Raw genomic sequence first — 16266 nt, 5'->3', positions numbered from 1 at the left:
CGGCCTCATTCGCTCGCCGCTCCGGAGCGGCTGCGGGCGACGATCGAGGAGGCGGCGAAGTTGACGACGAGAGTCATCAGGAAGAGCGCGAAGCCCGCGGCCATCAGGGCCGACATGCCGAACTCGCTCGCCTCGCCGTATCGCAGGGCGATCAGCGCGGCGACCGAACTGGAGCCGCTCCGCAGCACATGCCACTGGATCTCGAAGACCGGCGAGATGATCAGGTACACCCCGATGGTCTCGCCGAGCGCGCGGCCGAGCCCGAGCATCGTGCCGCCGATCATGCCGCCCTTGCCGAACGGCAGGACGACGCTGGAGATCATTCCCCAGCGGGTGGCCCCCAGCGCGAACGCGCCCTCGCGCTCGCCGACCGGCGCCTGCGAGAACACCTCGCGCATCACGGAGCACGCGATCGGAGCCACCATCAGGGCGACGACGACACCCGCGATGAGGGTCGACGAGGTGTAGACGGTCTCCGGCGCGAGCGGGTCGGCCGGATCGGCCCCGGACACCTTGAAGAAGGGGATCCAGCCAAGATAGGTGGCGATCCAGCGGGCGGTGGGCAGGATCTGGCCCTCGAAGAAGAAGAGACCCCACAGGCCGTAGACGACGGACGGCACGGCCGCCATCAGGTCGACGACACCGATCAGCGTCTGCCGCAGCCGGGGCGGCGCGTACTCCGAGATGTAGAGCGCCCCGCCGATCGCCAGCGGTACCGCGACGATGATCGCGACCAGCGCGATCAGCACGGTCCCGACCAGCACCGCGGCGATCCCGAAGCGGCCGGCGTCCGGTTCCCATGCCTCGGTCGTCAGGAACGACCAACCCGCCTTGGAAAGCGCCTGCCAGGCGCGGTACAGCAGGAACCCGCCCACCATGAGCATGACGGCGAGGACCAGCCCGCCCCCGCCACGGGCGACGCCCCGGAAGACACGGTCGGGCAGGCCCGGGTCCGCGTACAGCCTCCGGGGCACATCCGCTTCCGCCCCACTCGCTTTTCTCGTCACGCGCCGACGCTCTCGATACGCGATTGACGCGCGCGCACCGAGATGTGAACGAGGTGTGCCCTAAGGGCAACTTCCGGTAACTTCCACCATCTCCGTGAGCAACGCGTGGAATCTCTGCCAAGCTGCACGGCAGGTCGAGTGCCGCTCGTAGGGACGCGCCGAGACGGCTACCACGCCGCCCTCGGCGTCACGTAATAACCACATCCAGCCGTTACCCCCCGCCGTGTGCTGCACGGCGCCCGCGAGCTCCGCACGACTTCGGCAGAGCGCCTCGAAGGCGCTGCGGCACTGGCCGTACCCGTCGAACGGCTCCGCCGACACCGCGACCACCCGGCCGTTCTGCGCGACCACCCGCCAGCTGTACGCCCCGTCCGCGTCGACGTCTATTCGGCAACGGGCCCCACCCGCGTCCGCTCTGTCGCCACCGTCCACGCCACCGGTGTCCGTCATGTCGATCCCCACCCCCGCCGCCCGATCGGAAAGCGGGGCGGCAGGCGCAACTTATTGAGACGGATGTGACAGAGGACGCCACAAACCCGACAACGCTGTCTAGTTTCATGACGAAGTTGCCCTTAGGCCGCCCGCAGTACACCGGGAGCAAGCCCTTTCTCCCGTGCGGGGCAAGCGAGTTGGGGCTCCGGGCCGGTCCGTCGTCGGCAGCGTCGATGCCTGACGCACCTGTCCCATTAACTTCTACAGTGTTGTAGATTTTGAGCGGTCCACACTTTTGAGCACACCATCGAGCACCAGGAGAAGATCGTGGGAGTTTCCCTCTCCAAAGGCGGCAACGTTTCGCTCAGCAAGGAGGCCCCGGGCCTGACGGCGGTGCTCATCGGCCTGGGCTGGGACGCACGCAGCACGACCGGTGCCGACTTCGACCTCGACGCGAGCGCGCTGCTGGTCAAGGCGGACGGCAAGGTCCCCTCCGACCAGCACTTCATCTTCTACAACAACCTGAAGAGCCCCGACGGTTCGGTCGAGCACACCGGCGACAACCTCACCGGTGAGGGCGAGGGCGACGACGAGTCGGTGAAGGTCAACCTCGCGGGCGTCCCGGCCGAGGTCGACAAGATCGTCTTCCCGGTCTCGATCCACGAGGCGGAGTCGCGCAGCCAGAGCTTCGGCCAGGTCCGCAACGCGTTCATCCGAGTCGTGAACCAGGACGGCGGCGCCGAACTCGCGCGCTACGACCTCACGGAGGACGCCTCCACCGAGACCGCGATGGTCTTCGGCGAGCTGTACCGCAACGGCGCGGAGTGGAAGTTCCGCGCGGTGGGCCAGGGTTACGCCTCCGGCCTGTCGGGCATCGCCACCGACTTCGGCGTGGGCGTCTGACCCGTACACCGATCGACGACGGCGCCGCCGGCCCCGGATCAGCCAACTGGCCCCCGGGACAGGCGGCGCCGTCGCGTCCCGGCTCGTTGCCGTCGAAGACGTGCGAGGTGTCGTCGCCCTGTCGGGGCGTCAGGCGGACGGCGGCAGCTCGCGCAGCGTGGCGGTGTCGATGACCTGGGCCCGGTGAGCGTGGACAGGACGACGCCGCTGGTGCTGATCCCGGTGAGGATCAGCGTGATCGCGCAGGGGAAGCCGGCTGAGGTGCCGATACCGACCAGGACGCGGGCGACGGTCAGCGCCGCCAGGTTCTGGCCGAGGCCGCCGACCACGCCGCCGTGCGGCCGGCGCCGGGGAAACGGAAACCTTGGACGCCGGACACGGCCCCATCGGGAGGTGCGGGGATGAGTTTCCGGCTGGCGGCGTACGCCGTGTGCGTCGAGGACGGGCGCGTGCTGCTCGGCCACCACGTACCGCCGAAGGGCGAGAGCACCTGGACCCTGCCGGGCGGCCGGGTCGAGCACGGGGAGGACCCGTTCGACGCGGTGATCCGGGAGGTCGCCGAGGAGACCGGCTGCGAGGCGGTGGTCGAGCGCCTGCTCGGTGTGGACTCCAGGGTGATCCCGGCTGCCGTCGCGCGAGCGGGAGTCGTGCACCAGAATGTCGGGATCTTCTACCGGGTCCGTATCACCGGCGGCCGGTTGCGGCCCGAACCGAACGGTGAGATCGCCGAGTCCGTCTGGACCCCCGTCGCCGATGTCGCCCGGCTACGCCGGTCCTCGCTGGTCGACGTCGGCCTCGACCTGGCACGGACCGTGCCGGCGACCGGCCATGTCGCCCCCGTACCGGTCGGTGGTCCGATCCAGCACTGAGACCACGTCAGCGGCGCCCACGGAGCGGGTCAGCGTGCGCGTTCGTCGATCAGCGCCGCCAGGCCGTCCAGGATGCGCTGGAGCCCGAACTCCCAGGCCTGATCCTGCCCCTCGGACCGGGCCGCCGACGCGAGGGCCGCCGTGAGCGCCGGGAACGACTCGCCGTGCGTCCGCATCAAGTCCCCCAGGATGGCGCCCGGTTGTGCCTCGGGGTTGCCCACGGGGCCTGCCGCCTGGGCCTGTTGGGTGATCGCGCGTACGTGACCGACCAACAGGACCGCCGCGTCCATCCGTTCGGCGCCGTTCAGCCCCGTACCGTCCAGCGCGGAGGGGCCGCCTGGGCTTCGAACCCACCGTGGTCGAGCCGGCCCCGGCCCTGCGCCAGGGCGGTCAGGCCGTCGACTTCCGCGGCGAGACGCATCTGACCGTGCTGGAGCGGATGGGCCTGATCCCCGCACTGCGCGACCTCCAGACCGGCGGCAGCCCGATCCGCTTCGTCGACGAACGCGGCCGGACACTGCTGCGCCTGCCCGCCGAGTTCGCCGGGGGCGAGATAGAGGTGCTCCGCGGAGACCTGGCCCAACTGCTGTACGAGCGCGGCCTTCCCCACACCGAGTACCTCTTCGGCGACTCGATCAGCCGGGCGGACGTGGACACCTGGTCGACGGGCCGGGTCTGCCTCGTCGGCGACGCCGCCTGCGGCGCCACCATCGGCGGCATGGGCTCGGGCACCGCGATGGTCGCCGCCTACGTACTGGCCGTCGAACTCGCGCGAGCCGGCGACGACCACCGGACGGCCTTCACCCGGTACGAGAACAGGCTCCGGAAGTACGCCAAGGGCTGCCAGGCGGGCGGCAATCGCACCGGAGCAAGTTCTTCGCCCCCGCCACCTCGACCGGCATGCGTCTGCGCAACAGCCTGCTGTCCCGTCCGCTGTTCCTGAACGGCATGCTCAAGCTGGGCGAGAGAGTCAGCAGCACCGTCACCCTGCCCGACCATCCGGCGGCGGACCGCGGCCGGATGCCGGCGGGGGACGGTGCCTGACAGGTCCGCGACCTCAGCGCACCAGGCAGGGCCGCTTCGCGTCGAACTCCCAGTCGGGGACGAGATACCGCATCCCGGCGGCGTCGTCGCGCGCGCCCAGCGCCTTCTCCCGGTAGAGCTCGTGGGCCGCGAGAAGCCGGTCCATGTCGATCCGCACCCCGAGGCCGGGAGCGGCGGGGACGGCGATCTCGCCCCCGACGATGCGCGGTGGGGCCGTGGTGAGCCGCTCCAGGCCTTCCTGCCAGATCCAGTGCGTGTCCAGGGCGTTGTAGTCGCCCGGAGCGGCGGCGCCGCAGTGGGTCACCATCGCCAGGGAGATGTCGAAGTGGTTGTTGGAGTGACAGCCCCAGGTCAGACCGCTCGCCTCACAGAGCTGGGCCACACGGACCGAGCCCTGCATGGTCCAGAAGTGCGGGTCGGCCAGCGGGATGGACACCGACTGAAGGGCCAGCGCCTGGGTCAGCTGCCGCCAGTCGGTGGCGACCATGTTGGTGGCCGTCGGCAGACCGGTGGCGCGGCGGAACTCGGCCAGGATCTCCCGCCCGGAGTACCCGTCCTCGGCTCCGCACGGATCCTCCGCGTAGGCGAGCGTGCCGACCAGCGGCGAGCACAGCCCGACCGCCTCGCGCAGCGACCACGCGCCGTTCGGGTCGAGGGTGATCCGGGCCTCGGGGAAGCGTTCCTTGAGGGCGCGTACGGCCTTGACCTCCTCCGCACCCTCAAGGACACCGCCCTTGAGCTTGAAGTCCCGGAAGCCGTACAGGTCGTGGGTGGCCTCGGCCTGGCGGACGATCGCCTCGGGCGTCAGGGCCTCCTCGTGCCGGACGCGGTACCAGTCCTCGGCCGCGTCCGGTTCACGGACGTAACCGAGGTCGGTCCGGTCGGGATCACCGACGTAGAAGAGGTAGCCGAGCACCCGCACGGAGTCGCGCTGCTGCCCGTCGCCGAGCAGCGCCGCGACGGGCACGTCCAGGTGCTGTCCCAGGAGATCGAGGAGCGCCGACTCGACCGCGGTGACGGCGTGGACCGTCGTACGCAGGTCGAAGGTCTGGCCGCCCCTGCCTCCTGAGTCCCGGCCCGCGAACCGGTCCCCGATCTCCCGCAGGACCCGCTTGAAGTCGCCGACCTTCGCGCCGACCACGAGGGATTCGGCGTCCCGCAGCGTCCGGATGATCTTCTCCCCGCCCGGCACCTCGCCGAGCCCGGTCCGTCCCTCGGAGTCCTCGATGATCACGACGTTGCGGGTGAAGTAGGGCCCGTGTGCGCCGGAGAGGTTCAGCTCCATGCTGTCCCGGCCTGCGACCGGGTAGACGGAGAACGCGGTGACGGTCGGCCGGCTTCTCGGGCTCATGCTCGGGCTCGTGTTCATGGTCAGGGAATCCTTACGGACGAGGGTGCCGTGCACCAGGGTCTTGAGGTCTGTCGGTGGCCTCGGAGGGTGAGGATGTCGAGGTCCCGTTCCACCGCGCCAGGACGTCGCGCGGGCGAGGATCGCGGGCGCGTCGGCTTCGGGCGGCCGTTCAGGCGCGTCGTCTTACGGCGCCGACCAGGCTCAGGCCGTCGTCGAGGATCTTCGCCAGGTCGGCGAGGTCCGACGGGCCGGGGTCGGTGAGCGGAGGGCGTACGGGACCGACGGGCAGGCCGCGCAGCCGGGCGGCGGCCTTGACCAGGGCGACGGCGTAGCCGGGCACGCGGTCGCGCAGTTCGACGAACGGTACGTAGAAGTCCCGCAGGAGCTTGTTCGGCGTCGCCTCGTCGCCGTCCCGCAGTGCGGAGAAGAAGGCGTCGGCGATCTCGGGCGCGAAGGCGTGGACGGCGGAGGAGTAGGCGGGAACGCCGACGGTGGCGTACGCGCGCGCCTGGATCTCGGCGGTGGCCGCGCCGTTGAAGAAGAGGAAGCCGTCGGGTGCCGCGAGGGTCAGGCGCTGGAGCCGGTCGAGATCGCTGTGGCCGTCCTTGAGGCCGATGACGGTGGGGATGTCCGCGATCCGGCGAAGGCCCTCGGGGGTGAAGGTGACCGGGCCGCGCTGGTAGGCGATGAGCGGCAGCCGGGTGCCGTCGGCTGTGCGGCGCAACTGCTCGACCAGCCCGTCCTGCGTGGCCTCGACCAGATAGTGCGGCAGCACCAGCAGGGCGTCGGCGCCCGCCTCCTCGGCGATCCGGGCGAACCGCAGCGCCTGCGCCCAGCCGTAGCCGATACCGGCGACCACGGGCAGCCGTCCGTCGGCCACCTCGACCGTGGCGGTGACGACCGCGCGGTACTCGTCCTCGTTCAGCCCGCTGAATTCGCCGGTCCCGCAGGCGGGGAAGACCGCACCGGGCTCGGTGGCCAACTGGGCGGCCAGGTACGCCCGGTAGGCCGCCACGTCGAGACCGCCGTCCTCCTGGAAACTCGTCAGGGGGAAGGACAGCACGCCGCCCGCCATCGCCTCACGCAGCCGCTGCGTCACATCGTCGGTCTCCACGCTCAGCCCTGCCATCGTCCCGGCCCTGCTTTCCCCTGCGAATGCTGTCCACGTATGAGAATGCAGGCTAGAACCATGAACGAGGCAGGTCAAGTGGTCCGTCGCCCGGGGTACTTCACGGCAGCAGTGGCCCGTCGGCGAGCGTGAGGACGGCCTGCCCCGCGATGCCCAGCGCCAGCGAGAGAGCGGCTGCCGCATAGGCGGTGACGGCCGCCGAGCGTCCCAGCACCGCGTGTGCGGCGGCGGGCGCGGCGTCGGTGGTCACGAACAGCGGGCCGAGCCAGCGCAGGTAGTAGAAGAGGGAGGCGACGGTGTTGGCGACGGCGAGGGCGGCGAGCCAGGTGTGGCCGCCGTCGACACTGGCGCTGAAGACCTCCAGTTTGCCGAGGAAGACGCCGGTGGGCGGGGTGCCGACCAGACCGAGGAGACAGACGACGAGTACGGCCGCCAGGCCGGGGCGCGAGCGTGCCAGGCCGCGGTAGTCGGCGAGGAGACGGGCCCGGGGAAGTTCGGTGACGACGGCGAAGGCCCCGAGGTTGGTGACGGTGTAGGCGGCCAGATAGAACAGCAGGCTCTTCTGGGCGAGTTCACTGCGGGTGGCGACGGCGGGAGCCATCAGGAGGTAGCCGACCTGGCTGACGGTGGAGTAGGCGAGCAGGCGTTTGACGGAGGTCTGGAAGAACGCCGCCAGGTTTCCCAGGGTCATGGTGGCCGCGGCGACGATCGCCAGCAGCAGCGGCCAGTTGACGTCGCTGCCGGCGAGTGCCTGGTGGAGGAGGCGGTACGCGGCGATCAGGCCGCCGATCTTGGGGAGGGTGGTGACGTAGGCGGCGACCGGCGCGAGGGCTCCGTCGCCGACGTCGGGCACCCAGAAGTGGGCGGGTACCGCACCGATCTTGAAGAACAGACCGGCCAGGACGCCGACGAGCCCGACGGCGACGAGTCCGTAGGAGGCGTCGGGCAGGGCCTTGCTCAGCCCGGCGTAGTCGGTCGCGTGCCCGGCGCCGTACAGAAGCGCCGTACCGGCGAGCATGGTGGTGCCGAGCAGTGCGCCCAACAGGTAGTACTTCAGGGCGGCTTCGGTACCGCGAGCGTCCTTGGCGAAGGCGGTGAGCGCGTACGCGGGCAGGCCGGCCAGCAGATAGCCGGCGAACAGCATCAGCAGATCGTTGGCGCCGATCATGGCGAGCGTGCCGCCGCCCGACATCAGCAGCAGGACCCAGTACTCGGTCTCGCGCCGGTGGTTCCGTACGGTCTCCACGGACATGCCGATGATCAGCAGCAGCGCGGCGAGGACGATCAGCCGGCCGATGTCGGTGGCCGTGTCCACGGCGAACGAGGCGGAGAAGACGGTCTGTTCGCGGTCGGTGGCCATGGTGACGGCGGTGGCGGTCAGACCGGCCGTACACGCGGTGGCCGCGAGCGCGGCGACGATCCACTGGCGTCGGCGGGGCAGCCAGGAGCCGGTGAGGAGGCCGATGACGGCGGCGCCGAGGAGCGCGATTTCGGGGATGAGGGCCGTGAGGTTCTGGTTCACCGCGCGACCAGTCCGGTCAGGGTGCGGCCGGCCGGCTCGATGACGTCGAGCAGCCAGCGTGGCGCGATGCCGATCACCAGGGCGACGGCGAGCAGGGTCACCGTCGACCACGCCTCGGTGCCTCTGAGGTCCGCGACGCCGCCGGCGGGCATGGCCTCCGGCAGGCGCGGGGTACCGAGGAACATGCGCCGCAGCGCGGTCAGGAACAGGGCCGCGGTGATCACGATGCCGGTCAGCGCGATGGCGGTGGCGATCGTCTGGGAGGCCAGGCTGCCGGTGAAGATCTGGAACTCCGCGATGAAGCCGGAGAAGCCGGGGATACCGAGCGCGGCGAACGCGGCCACGGCCGTGACCGCCGCGAAACGCGGTGTGTGAGCGGCCAGGCCCGAGTAGGCGTCCATCGCGTATGTACGGCCGCGGTCGTACAGCACACCGGTGAGCAGGAACAGGGCGCCGGTGATCAGGCCGTGGCTGACCATCTGGGTGACCGCCCCGGTCACCGCGAGCGAGCGGGCCTGGGCGTCCGTGCCGGCGAGCGTCCCGGCGGCGCCGACGGCGAGGACGACGTAACCCATGTGGTTGACGGAGGTGTACGCGATCATGCGCTTGAAGTCGGTCTGTGCCAGCGCCACCAGCGCCCCGTACACGACCGACACCGCTCCGACGATGACGATGACCAGCGCGTAATGGCGCCAGCTCCCGGGCAGCAACGGCATCGCGATGCGTACGAACCCGTAGGTGCCCATCTTCAGCAGCACCCCGGCCAGGATCGCCGAGCCCGTGGCGGGTGCGTCGGTGTGGGCCGGAGGCAGCCAGGTGTGGAACGGCACGGTCGGGGTCTTGACCGCGAGCCCGACACCGATGGCCAGCAGCACCAGGCCCGCGTAAGTCCCGCGGCCGGCCAGCGGGTTGGCCCGGCTGAGGTCGACGATGTCGAAGGTGTGCGGGTCCGCCGCCAGATACAGACCGATGAAGCCGAGCAGCAGGGCGAGGGAGCCGGTGAAGGTGTAGAGGAAGAACTTCAGCGCGGCGGCGCGGGCGCGTTCACCGTGGCCCCAGCCGGCGATCACGAAGAACATGCCGACGATCGACAGGTCGAAGTAGACGAAGAACAGGATCAGGTCGAGGGCGACGAACAGGCCGACGCAGACGGTCTGGAGGAAGAGGAAGAGGCAGACGTAACCGCGCACCCGTCGCCGCTCGCGCAGCGAGAAGACGGCGACGGCCAGGAACAGCAGACAGGTCAGCGCCACCAGGGGCAGGGACAGGCCGTCCACACCCACGTGGTAGCCGACGCCGGCGCCGGGGATCCAGCGCACCCGTTCCTCGTACCGCATCCCCGCGCCGGTGTCGAACCCCGCCCACAGCGCGACGACCAGGGCCAGATCGGCGGCGGCGGTGCCGGTCCAGATCCAGAGGTACGCCCTGTCCGGGAGGGTGCGCGGCAGGAGCAGCAGCACCGCGCACGCCAGCAGCGGCAGGAATGTGACGACGCTCAGCACAGGGGTTACCTCACCGACAGGATGATCAGGACGAGCACGGCGAAGCCGGCGGCGGCCTGCGCGTAGTACTGGTGCAGCAGTCCGGTCTGCGGGCGGCGCGCCGCGCGGCCCAGGGTCCGGGCGCCGGAGGCGACGGCGCGGACGGCCGCGTCGACGCCGCCGTCGTCCAGGCGGCGGGCGAGGCGCGCCGCCGCGAGGCCGCCCCGGGCGGTCTGTCGTACGGCGCCGTCGATGACGCGGTCGTCGACGACGGCGAGCGCCCTGGCCAGGGCGAGCACGGGACGGACCACGGTGAGTTGTGCGGTCCGTTCCAGGAACAGCCAGTTACGGGCGCATCGCACGGCGGCGCGCGGTACGGGCGCCGGGCGGGACGCCCACCGACGGACCAGCCCCGCGACCGCGAGCGCGACACCGGCGGACAGGGCGAGCTCCCACGCCTCGGGAGACGGCTCACCCTCGGCGCCGAGCAGGCTCCTGAGCCACGAGGCGGGCCCCGGCAGGGCCAGTACGCCGAGGACGGCGGCGGCGGAGGTGAGCCCGAGGAGGGGGACCGGAGTCGTACGGGCGGTGCGGCGGCGGGTACGGCGGCGCTCGCTGTCGTACCCGGCGCCCGGGTCAGGGGGAAGGGCCCCGGGTCCGGGGGGAGCGGGTCGGGAATCCGGGAGGAGGGGGCGGGGGCCCCGGGGGAGCGGGCGGGGATCCGGAGGGAGCGGGCGGGTGACGTACCAGAGGGCCTTGACGCTGTAGACGGCGGCGACGGCCGCCGCCGCGAGCCCCACCACGTACAGGCCCGTTCCCTCGGACCGGGCGGCGGCGAGCACCTCGTCCTTGGCCGCCCACAGGGACAGGGGTGGCAGCCCGGCCAGGGTGAGTGCGCCGACGGTGAAGGCCGCGCCGACCAGCGGGTAGGCGCGGGCCGCTCCGCGCAGGGCCGGCAGTCGCTCGGTGCCCAGCGCCGTCAGCCAGGCCCCGGCGGCCAGGAACAGGCCCGATTTCGTGGCGGCGTGAGCGACGAGCTGGGTGGTGCCCCCGGCCACGCCGTGACTGCCGGCCGCCAGCACGATGAATCCGATCTGGGCGGAAGTGGAGGCCGCGAGCAGTTGCTTGAGGTCGGTCTGGGCGGCGGCGACCACCCCGAGGGCCAATGCGGTCACCACCCCGAACCAGGAGACCAGGGGCCCGGCCCAGCCGGTCGCGGCCAACAGTGGTTCGAGGCGCAGCAGGAGGTAGGCACCGGCGGCGACCATGGTCGCCGAGTGCAGCAGTGCCGACACCGGGCTGGGGCCCTCCATGGCCCGTGACAGCCAGAAGGAGAACGGCAGTTGGGCGGATTTGCCGAGCGCGGCCAGGACGATGCCCGCGGTGATCACGTGCGGCCACGGCGAGAGGGCCTGGGGGAGGCTGTCGAGACGCAGAGTGGTGACACCCCCGGCGAGGGCGGCGCCCGCCGCCACGTACATACCGAGGTCCGCCGTACGGGTGGTCAGGAACGCGACATCGGCGGCAGCCGCCTTCTCGGGCCGCCGCCACCAGTACCCGATGAGCGCCCAGCTGGTGGCGCCCATCACCTCCCAGGCCATCAGGAGCAGCGGCAGCGTGGTGGCCGTGACGGTGACGAGCATGGCTCCGGAGAAGACGAGCATCAGCCCGAAGAAGCGACCGCGGTCGCCGTCGGCGCCGAACTCCCCTGCCGCGAAGGCCAGGACGGCGGTGGTGACCGCGGCGACGGTGACCACCATGACCGCGGACAGACCGTCCACCGCCAGCCCCGCGTCCATCCCCGCGAACAGCGGCGCGCTCACGGCCGGGCGGGTCACCGCGGCGGCGACCGCCAGACCGAGCGTCGCCAGGGCCGCTGTCACAGCGGCGGCGGGGATCCGTCGGTCGTACCGTGGCCCCGTCACGGCGAGCACCGCTCCCACGCCGAGGGGCAGTACGACCAGCGGCCAGAGCACCGCGCTCATCCCCTCAGGTCCTCGGCCATGTCGGTCATGTCGACCTGCCTGGCCCGGTAGATGGCGGTGGTGACGGCGAAGCCCATCGCCATCTCCACCGCCATCGCCACCACGGCGGCGACGACGACCACTTGTCCGCCGGTGGCGGCCGGGGAGAGGAAGGACCAGAAGACCGCGGATGCGACGACGACTCCGCCGATCATCAGCTCGATCCCCATCATGATCATGACGATGGACTGCTGGGAGAGCGCGCCGAACAGTCCGGTCGAGAAGAGTCCGGCGGCGAGGACCAGCAGAAGCTCGAACGTCATCGGCCCACTCCCCCGCCGGCCGGGTCCTCGGCGGGCCGCCGGTCGAGTTCGTCGCCGAAGCGGTCGTAACGGCCCCGCCGGGTGGCGAGCACGATGGCACCGACCATGGTGGCCAGCAGGACGAATCCGAGGGTGACCATGGTGAGCATCTGATCCTCCATGAGCGACATGCCCAACTGGAAGGTGCTGTCCCTCGGCCGCACGCCCGTGCGGCCCGGCCAGGGGACCAGGAAGATCCCGGCGACCAGGGCGGCGAAGACCGTGCCGCTGATGACCGGCGCGCCGCGGGTGTTGTGCCGCATCGACATCGGCGTCAGACCGGCCGGATTCATCATGTACGCGATCATGAACACGGCCATGATCGCCATCTCCATGACCATCATCAGGACGATCACCACACCGAGGTACGGCAGCCCCAGCACGGTCACCACTCCGCCGACGCACACCAGGCAGCCCAGCAGGGAGAAGGTGACCCGGGCCATGGAGTCGAGGGCGAACACCAGAACGCCGCCGGTCAGGGCGAGTACACCGAGAACCCACAGCAGCACGGTGTTCGTCACGCCCATCACGCGCTCCTTCTCCACAGGTCGAGTTGGACGAGGGGTTTTTGTACGAGCGGCTACGGGCTGAGGTTGACGAGGGCCGGTACGAGCGCCTGCACGACCGCCGCGGGCAGGAGCACCACCCAGGCCAGCTCCACGTACCTGTCGGCACGGAGCACCGGCAGCCGCCGCAGCACCCACACCAGCAGGCCCAGCACCAGCACCGTCTTGACCAGCGACCACGCCCAGGCGGGCAGCCCCGGACCGGCGCCGCCGCCCAGGAACAGCGGAACCGCCATCGCGGCCCCGGCCGCCAGCCACAGCCACCGCCCGGCTTGGAGCAGCAGCCGGTCCACGCCGGAGGTCTCGCCCAGCACACCGTCGGCGATGTCGCGCCCGGCCGGATACGCGAACGGGCCGAGGAAGCTGAAGGCCAGCACCCCCGCCAGATAGACGGCGAAGGCGAACGGCATCCACACCCCGTACCACAGGCCGTACTGCGCACCGGCGATCTCGGTGACGCGCAGGGACTGGGCGCCGGTGGCGGTCGAGATCAGCGCGAACATCAGGGGCAGTTCGTACGCCAGCCCCTGCGCGAGGAAGCGATAACCGCCGACCAGGGAGAACGCCGCGTTCGGGCCCCAGCCGGCCAGCCACAGCCCGGCCCAGGTCAGCACCTCCATGGCGTTGAACCACACCACCCCCACCGACAGGTCGGCGACCACGTGGTTCCCGAAGGGGATCACCAGCGTGGACAGCACCGCCGCCACCGGCACGGTGACCACACCCAGGCGCCACAGGAGCCGGTCCGACGCGGGGAGCCGCCGGGGCCCCGCGACCAGGGCACGCGGCACGGCGAGCAACGGCCTCAGCGGACCGGTGGGGGTGACGGCCCGTCCGGCGCCCCGGTCGTCCAGCGCCGCGTTGCCGGCCACGGCCAGTACGGCGAAGCCGAGCAGGAGGGCCGGGGCCACCGGCAGCGTCCACCACGCTCCCGCCTCAACCACGCGCCACCTCCGGGCGGCTGACGGCCAGTTCGTCCGGGTCCGGGTCGAGGCTCGCGACGACAAGGCGGGCCGCGGCCAGTTCGCTGCCCTCCAGCAGCCGGGGCAGCAGGCCGGCCAGCGCCGCCGACGGCGGCCGTTCCGTGTCCCACCGGCCTCGGGGACTCTCCTCCGCCACGGGGTCGAGAGGGGTGGTGGTGTCGTCCAGCCGCCGCATGTCGTCCACGGTGTCCGAGAGCCACTGACGGTAGCGGGCCGGTACGTCCCCGCCCGCCCGCGCGGCGGGTCCGCTCACGCCCGCGGCGCGTGCGTCGGCGGCGGTCAGCGGGCCGATGCCCCGGGTCAGCCGGTACAGGGTCCGTGACCGCCCGACGCGCCGCGCGAGGCGCACCGTCCGGGGCAGCACCGCCTTCGCGGGTGCCCGCTCCAGCAGGTCGTCGCGGAGCCGCCGGGCCGTCACGGCCTCGGCGGGCCAGCCCGCCACCGCCAACAACCGGCCCAGACTGTCCAGATGGGCCGCCGCACGCCGGCGGGCGGCCTCCGCCACGGGCACCGGTTCGCCCGCCGAGGCCTGGATCCAGGGCCGGCTCCAGTACGGACCGGCGGGGCCGCTCTCGTACGGTTCGCCGAGCCGTGCCCGCTGGATGACGTCGCCCTGTAGCACCACGCGGACGACCAGTCCGGCCGGCCAGTCGGCCAGGAACGGCCCGAGCGACACATGCAGCCGGTCCAGAGTCAGCCCGTCACGGTCCTCGCCCGGCCCGGCCATGGGCAGGCCGCCGTGGCCCCCCGGGTCCCCCGCCCCGGAGTGACCTCGCTCCGTCTCCCCCAGCCGGGCCCGCCCCGCGTCGAGGAGCGATGCCACCTCCGCGGCCGCCTCCACCCGCAGGCGTACGCGGGGACGGGGCATGTCGTCCCACAACCGGTCCGGTCCGGATTCCAGCACCGGGCAGTCGGGGCCCGCCACGAGCAGCAGGCCGGCTCCGGCCGGCGTCGACGCCACCGCCCAGCCCCGGCACCGCAGTTCCCTCTCGGCGGCCAGTCGCACCGGCGTACCGCCGGGCATCGTCACCACCAGCACGCTCGGCCGGAGGGCCGCCGCGCGTACGAGGAAGTCCGTCAGGCCCATCGCAACGCCCCCTCCCGCCAGGCGTAGACGACTCCGCTGAGCAGAACACCGAGGAAGACGAACATCTCGATCACCGCCGTGGGCCCCATCACGGAGATGACGAGCGTCCACGGATACATGAAGACCATCTCCATGTCGAAGGCGAGGAAGAGCATCGTGACCGTGTACCAGCGCATATGAAAGCGGCTGACCGCGTGCTCGGTGGGCTCGTGCCCGGACCCGAACGGCTGTGCGGCCAAGGGCTCGTGCGAGACGCGCAGTGCCTGAGCGGCGCCGTAGACACCGGCCACGGCCAGCAGGGCGAGGGCCAGCAGGGACAGTGCGGCCGTAAAGCCGTTCATTCACCCACGCCTTCCCCGTTCGCCGGTGTCCGCCCTTGGGGCACTACGGCTACGGTGCCCGAGCCACCCGCACCAGGCGCGACAGCGTGCGGCGGCAGACGGGTGAAACGAGGCGGGAAGGGTGCCGGCCCTCAGTCACGAAGACACCGCCAGAACCGCGATGAGCGGCAGCGCGAGGGTGAACCCCCCTAGAAACAATGGGTTGTTGATCGACTTGTCGAGCGCCCGGAACGCCGCCACGAAAGTACGGTCGTCGACCTCGCTCAGACCGGGCATGACCGCGTTCGACCAGCTCGCGAAAACACCCGCCATCAGCCCGGTCGTCATGATCGCCGGAATCAGCGTCACGGTTTTCAGGACGTCGCTCTCGGTGCGCGGCCGGCGCTGGGTGTCGTTTGTCATGTTTTCGAGTACAGCGGCGGCCATGCGAGCGGACCATACGCGTGCGTCTCAGGCCCATGCGCCGGCGTCCAACGGCTCTGCCACTGTCGTCACCGCTCACGTGGCGACGGGAAACCCCGCCGTACGGAAGACCCGCCGCCCCTCGTCCACCGCGAACACCTCGCAGCCGTCCCTCGACGCGGCCCAGTCGACGCCCTCCGTGCCCATCGCGAACGCCGCCGTCGCGGTGGCGTCCGCCTCGGTCAGTGACGGGGCCACGACGGTCAGGCTGAGCAGGGCGGTGACCGGGCGGCCGGTGCGGCCGTCGAGGATGTGGTCGCCGCGTTCGTACCGGGCGGAGGTGGCCACCGCGCCCTCGGTGATCTCCAGTACCGCGCACAGCCGGTCGGCGCGTTCGGGGTGCCGTACGCCGACCCGCCAGGGCCCGCCCGCCGCGACGACATCACCGCCCGCGTTCACGCAGAACCGCGTGGCCCCCGCGGCCGACAGCAGTTCCGCCGCCCGCTGCACCGACCAGCCCTTCACCACCGCACAGGGGTCGAGGCCGCGGCCGGGCAGGCGCACGTCGAAGGCGCCACGGGTCGCGACCCGGTAGTGCTCGCACAGGCCGAGGATCTCCGACAGCTCGGGGCTGAGATCCTCGGCCCGCAACTCACCCCGGTCCAGCCGCGACACCTCGCTGTCGGCCCTGAACGGGCTGAATCTCAGGTTGACTTGGCGCAGCCACGCGAACACCTCGGCCGCCGCGGCCTGCGGGTCGGCGGCCCCGTCGTCGACGCGCACCGAGACGGGAAAGCCCATGACGTGCTCAACCCGCCGCACC

General features: G+C 71.7%; 19 protein-coding genes. 4 read left to right on the top strand and 15 right to left on the bottom strand.

Translation table 11 applies throughout. The annotated features are described in order from the left end of the window. Window positions 1-5: 5 nt before the first annotated feature. Together pstC and ACIBBB_RS28300 are read right to left on the bottom strand one after the other, a co-directional pair. Window positions 6-974, bottom strand: a complete 969-nt coding sequence (pstC, locus tag ACIBBB_RS28305; RefSeq protein WP_398986809.1) for a phosphate ABC transporter permease subunit PstC — start codon at window positions 972-974, stop codon at window positions 6-8. A gap of 93 nt (window positions 975-1067) precedes the next feature. Continuing rightward, entirely contained in the window at window positions 1068-1457 is a 390-nt protein-coding gene (locus tag ACIBBB_RS28300; protein ID WP_398986807.1) for a hypothetical protein, read from the bottom strand. A 309-nt stretch (window positions 1458-1766) separates the two neighbouring features. On the opposite strand from ACIBBB_RS28300, the gene ACIBBB_RS28295 reads away from it, so the two are divergent. Both ACIBBB_RS28295 and ACIBBB_RS28290 read left to right on the top strand, forming a co-directional pair. Next, entirely contained in the window at window positions 1767-2342 is a 576-nt protein-coding gene (locus ACIBBB_RS28295; protein ID WP_398986805.1) for a TerD family protein, read from the top strand. A 401-nt stretch (window positions 2343-2743) separates the two neighbouring features. Beyond that, a complete protein-coding gene (locus ACIBBB_RS28290; RefSeq protein ID WP_398986803.1) occupies window positions 2744-3211 on the top strand; it encodes an NUDIX hydrolase in 468 nt (155 codons plus the stop codon). A gap of 29 nt (window positions 3212-3240) precedes the next feature. Here the strand turns inward: ACIBBB_RS28290 and ACIBBB_RS28285 are convergent, their stop codons facing one another. Further along, on the bottom strand, window positions 3241-3501 hold the full coding sequence (locus tag ACIBBB_RS28285; protein ID WP_398986801.1) for a TetR/AcrR family transcriptional regulator C-terminal domain-containing protein: 261 nt from the start codon (window positions 3499-3501) through the stop codon (window positions 3241-3243). Window positions 3502-3566: 65 nt separating this feature from the next. On the opposite strand from ACIBBB_RS28285, the gene ACIBBB_RS28280 reads away from it, so the two are divergent. Together ACIBBB_RS28280 and ACIBBB_RS28275 are read left to right on the top strand one after the other, a co-directional pair. Continuing rightward, window positions 3567-4154: a hypothetical protein gene (locus tag ACIBBB_RS28280; RefSeq protein ID WP_398986799.1), complete on the top strand. Its 588-nt coding sequence runs from the start codon at window positions 3567-3569 to the stop codon at window positions 4152-4154. Then, window positions 4112-4255, top strand: coding sequence for a hypothetical protein (locus tag ACIBBB_RS28275; RefSeq protein WP_398986797.1), 144 nt, complete (start codon window positions 4112-4114; stop codon window positions 4253-4255). The genes ACIBBB_RS28280 and ACIBBB_RS28275 overlap by 43 nt, the downstream gene beginning before the upstream one ends. Before the next feature lie 13 nt (window positions 4256-4268). Here ACIBBB_RS28275 and ACIBBB_RS28270 read toward each other — a convergent pair whose 3' ends face one another. The 12 genes from ACIBBB_RS28270 to ACIBBB_RS28215 form a co-directional block, all read right to left on the bottom strand. Then, the gene (locus ACIBBB_RS28270) at window positions 4269-5606 is read right to left on the bottom strand and encodes an enolase C-terminal domain-like protein (protein ID WP_398986884.1); all 1338 of its coding nucleotides are present in this window, start codon (window positions 5604-5606) and stop codon (window positions 4269-4271) included. 169 nt (window positions 5607-5775) lie between these two features. Continuing rightward, window positions 5776-6735 (bottom strand): 5-dehydro-4-deoxyglucarate dehydratase, encoded by a 960-nt coding sequence (locus tag ACIBBB_RS28265; protein WP_398986795.1) that lies wholly within the window; start codon window positions 6733-6735, stop codon window positions 5776-5778. 100 nt (window positions 6736-6835) lie between these two features. After that, a complete protein-coding gene (locus ACIBBB_RS28260) occupies window positions 6836-8257 on the bottom strand; it encodes an NADH-quinone oxidoreductase subunit N (protein ID WP_398986793.1) in 1422 nt (473 codons plus the stop codon). Further along, window positions 8254-9759: a NuoM family protein gene (locus tag ACIBBB_RS28255; protein WP_398986791.1), complete on the bottom strand. Its 1506-nt coding sequence runs from the start codon at window positions 9757-9759 to the stop codon at window positions 8254-8256. The genes ACIBBB_RS28260 and ACIBBB_RS28255 overlap by 4 nt, the downstream gene beginning before the upstream one ends. Before the next feature lie 5 nt (window positions 9760-9764). After that, entirely contained in the window at window positions 9765-11723 is a 1959-nt protein-coding gene (locus ACIBBB_RS28250; protein WP_398986790.1) for a proton-conducting transporter membrane subunit, read from the bottom strand. Continuing rightward, window positions 11720-12025 carry an NADH-quinone oxidoreductase subunit NuoK gene (locus ACIBBB_RS28245; protein WP_398986788.1) on the bottom strand — a complete coding sequence of 102 codons (306 nt, stop codon included), beginning with the start codon at window positions 12023-12025 and terminating at the stop codon, window positions 11720-11722. Before ACIBBB_RS28245 ends, ACIBBB_RS28250 begins: the two co-directional genes overlap by 4 nt. Then, window positions 12022-12591, bottom strand: coding sequence for an NADH-quinone oxidoreductase subunit J (locus ACIBBB_RS28240; protein WP_398986786.1), 570 nt, complete (start codon window positions 12589-12591; stop codon window positions 12022-12024). The genes ACIBBB_RS28245 and ACIBBB_RS28240 overlap by 4 nt, the downstream gene beginning before the upstream one ends. 53 nt (window positions 12592-12644) lie before the next feature. Beyond that, complete coding sequence (locus tag ACIBBB_RS28235; RefSeq protein WP_398986784.1) at window positions 12645-13574, bottom strand: NADH-quinone oxidoreductase subunit H; 930 nt, start codon at window positions 13572-13574, stop codon at window positions 12645-12647. Then, window positions 13567-14700, bottom strand: coding sequence for a hypothetical protein (locus tag ACIBBB_RS28230; protein ID WP_398986782.1), 1134 nt, complete (start codon window positions 14698-14700; stop codon window positions 13567-13569). Before ACIBBB_RS28230 ends, ACIBBB_RS28235 begins: the two co-directional genes overlap by 8 nt. Further along, window positions 14691-15041 carry an NADH-quinone oxidoreductase subunit A gene (locus ACIBBB_RS28225; protein WP_398986780.1) on the bottom strand — a complete coding sequence of 117 codons (351 nt, stop codon included), beginning with the start codon at window positions 15039-15041 and terminating at the stop codon, window positions 14691-14693. The genes ACIBBB_RS28230 and ACIBBB_RS28225 overlap by 10 nt, the downstream gene beginning before the upstream one ends. Before the next feature lie 135 nt (window positions 15042-15176). After that, a complete protein-coding gene (locus ACIBBB_RS28220) occupies window positions 15177-15467 on the bottom strand; it encodes a hypothetical protein (protein ID WP_398986778.1) in 291 nt (96 codons plus the stop codon). A 72-nt stretch (window positions 15468-15539) separates the two neighbouring features. After that, entirely contained in the window at window positions 15540-16265 is a 726-nt protein-coding gene (locus ACIBBB_RS28215; RefSeq protein ID WP_398986776.1) for an FAD:protein FMN transferase, read from the bottom strand. Window position 16266: the final 1 nt, after the last annotated feature.

It is taken from the genome of Streptomyces sp. NPDC051217 (assembly GCF_044455465.1).
Taxonomy (GTDB): domain Bacteria; phylum Actinomycetota; class Actinomycetes; order Streptomycetales; family Streptomycetaceae; genus Streptomyces.
Note: the sequence above shows the minus strand (reverse complement) of the source record. Positions and strands in the feature narration are given on the sequence as shown.

Coding starts and splice junctions, on each gene's coding strand:
- ACIBBB_RS28250 (WP_398986790.1), bottom strand. CDS start 11,723: ATGAGCGCGGTGCTCTGGCCGCTGGTCGTACTGCCCCTCGGCGTGGGA.
- ACIBBB_RS28245 (WP_398986788.1), bottom strand. CDS start 12,025: ATGACGTTCGAGCTTCTGCTGGTCCTCGCCGCCGGACTCTTCTCGACC.
- ACIBBB_RS28300 (WP_398986807.1), bottom strand. CDS start 1,457: ATGACGGACACCGGTGGCGTGGACGGTGGCGACAGAGCGGACGCGGGT.
- ACIBBB_RS28285 (WP_398986801.1), bottom strand. CDS start 3,501: ATGGACGCGGCGGTCCTGTTGGTCGGTCACGTACGCGCGATCACCCAA.
- ACIBBB_RS28270 (WP_398986884.1), bottom strand. CDS start 5,606: ATGAGCCCGAGAAGCCGGCCGACCGTCACCGCGTTCTCCGTCTACCCG.
- ACIBBB_RS28220 (WP_398986778.1), bottom strand. CDS start 15,467: ATGGCCGCCGCTGTACTCGAAAACATGACAAACGACACCCAGCGCCGG.
- ACIBBB_RS28275 (WP_398986797.1), top strand. CDS start 4,112: ATGCGTCTGCGCAACAGCCTGCTGTCCCGTCCGCTGTTCCTGAACGGC.
- ACIBBB_RS28240 (WP_398986786.1), bottom strand. CDS start 12,591: ATGGGCGTGACGAACACCGTGCTGCTGTGGGTTCTCGGTGTACTCGCC.
- ACIBBB_RS28230 (WP_398986782.1), bottom strand. CDS start 14,700: ATGGGCCTGACGGACTTCCTCGTACGCGCGGCGGCCCTCCGGCCGAGC.
- ACIBBB_RS28290 (WP_398986803.1), top strand. CDS start 2,744: ATGAGTTTCCGGCTGGCGGCGTACGCCGTGTGCGTCGAGGACGGGCGC.
- ACIBBB_RS28265 (WP_398986795.1), bottom strand. CDS start 6,735: ATGGCAGGGCTGAGCGTGGAGACCGACGATGTGACGCAGCGGCTGCGT.
- ACIBBB_RS28225 (WP_398986780.1), bottom strand. CDS start 15,041: ATGAACGGCTTTACGGCCGCACTGTCCCTGCTGGCCCTCGCCCTGCTG.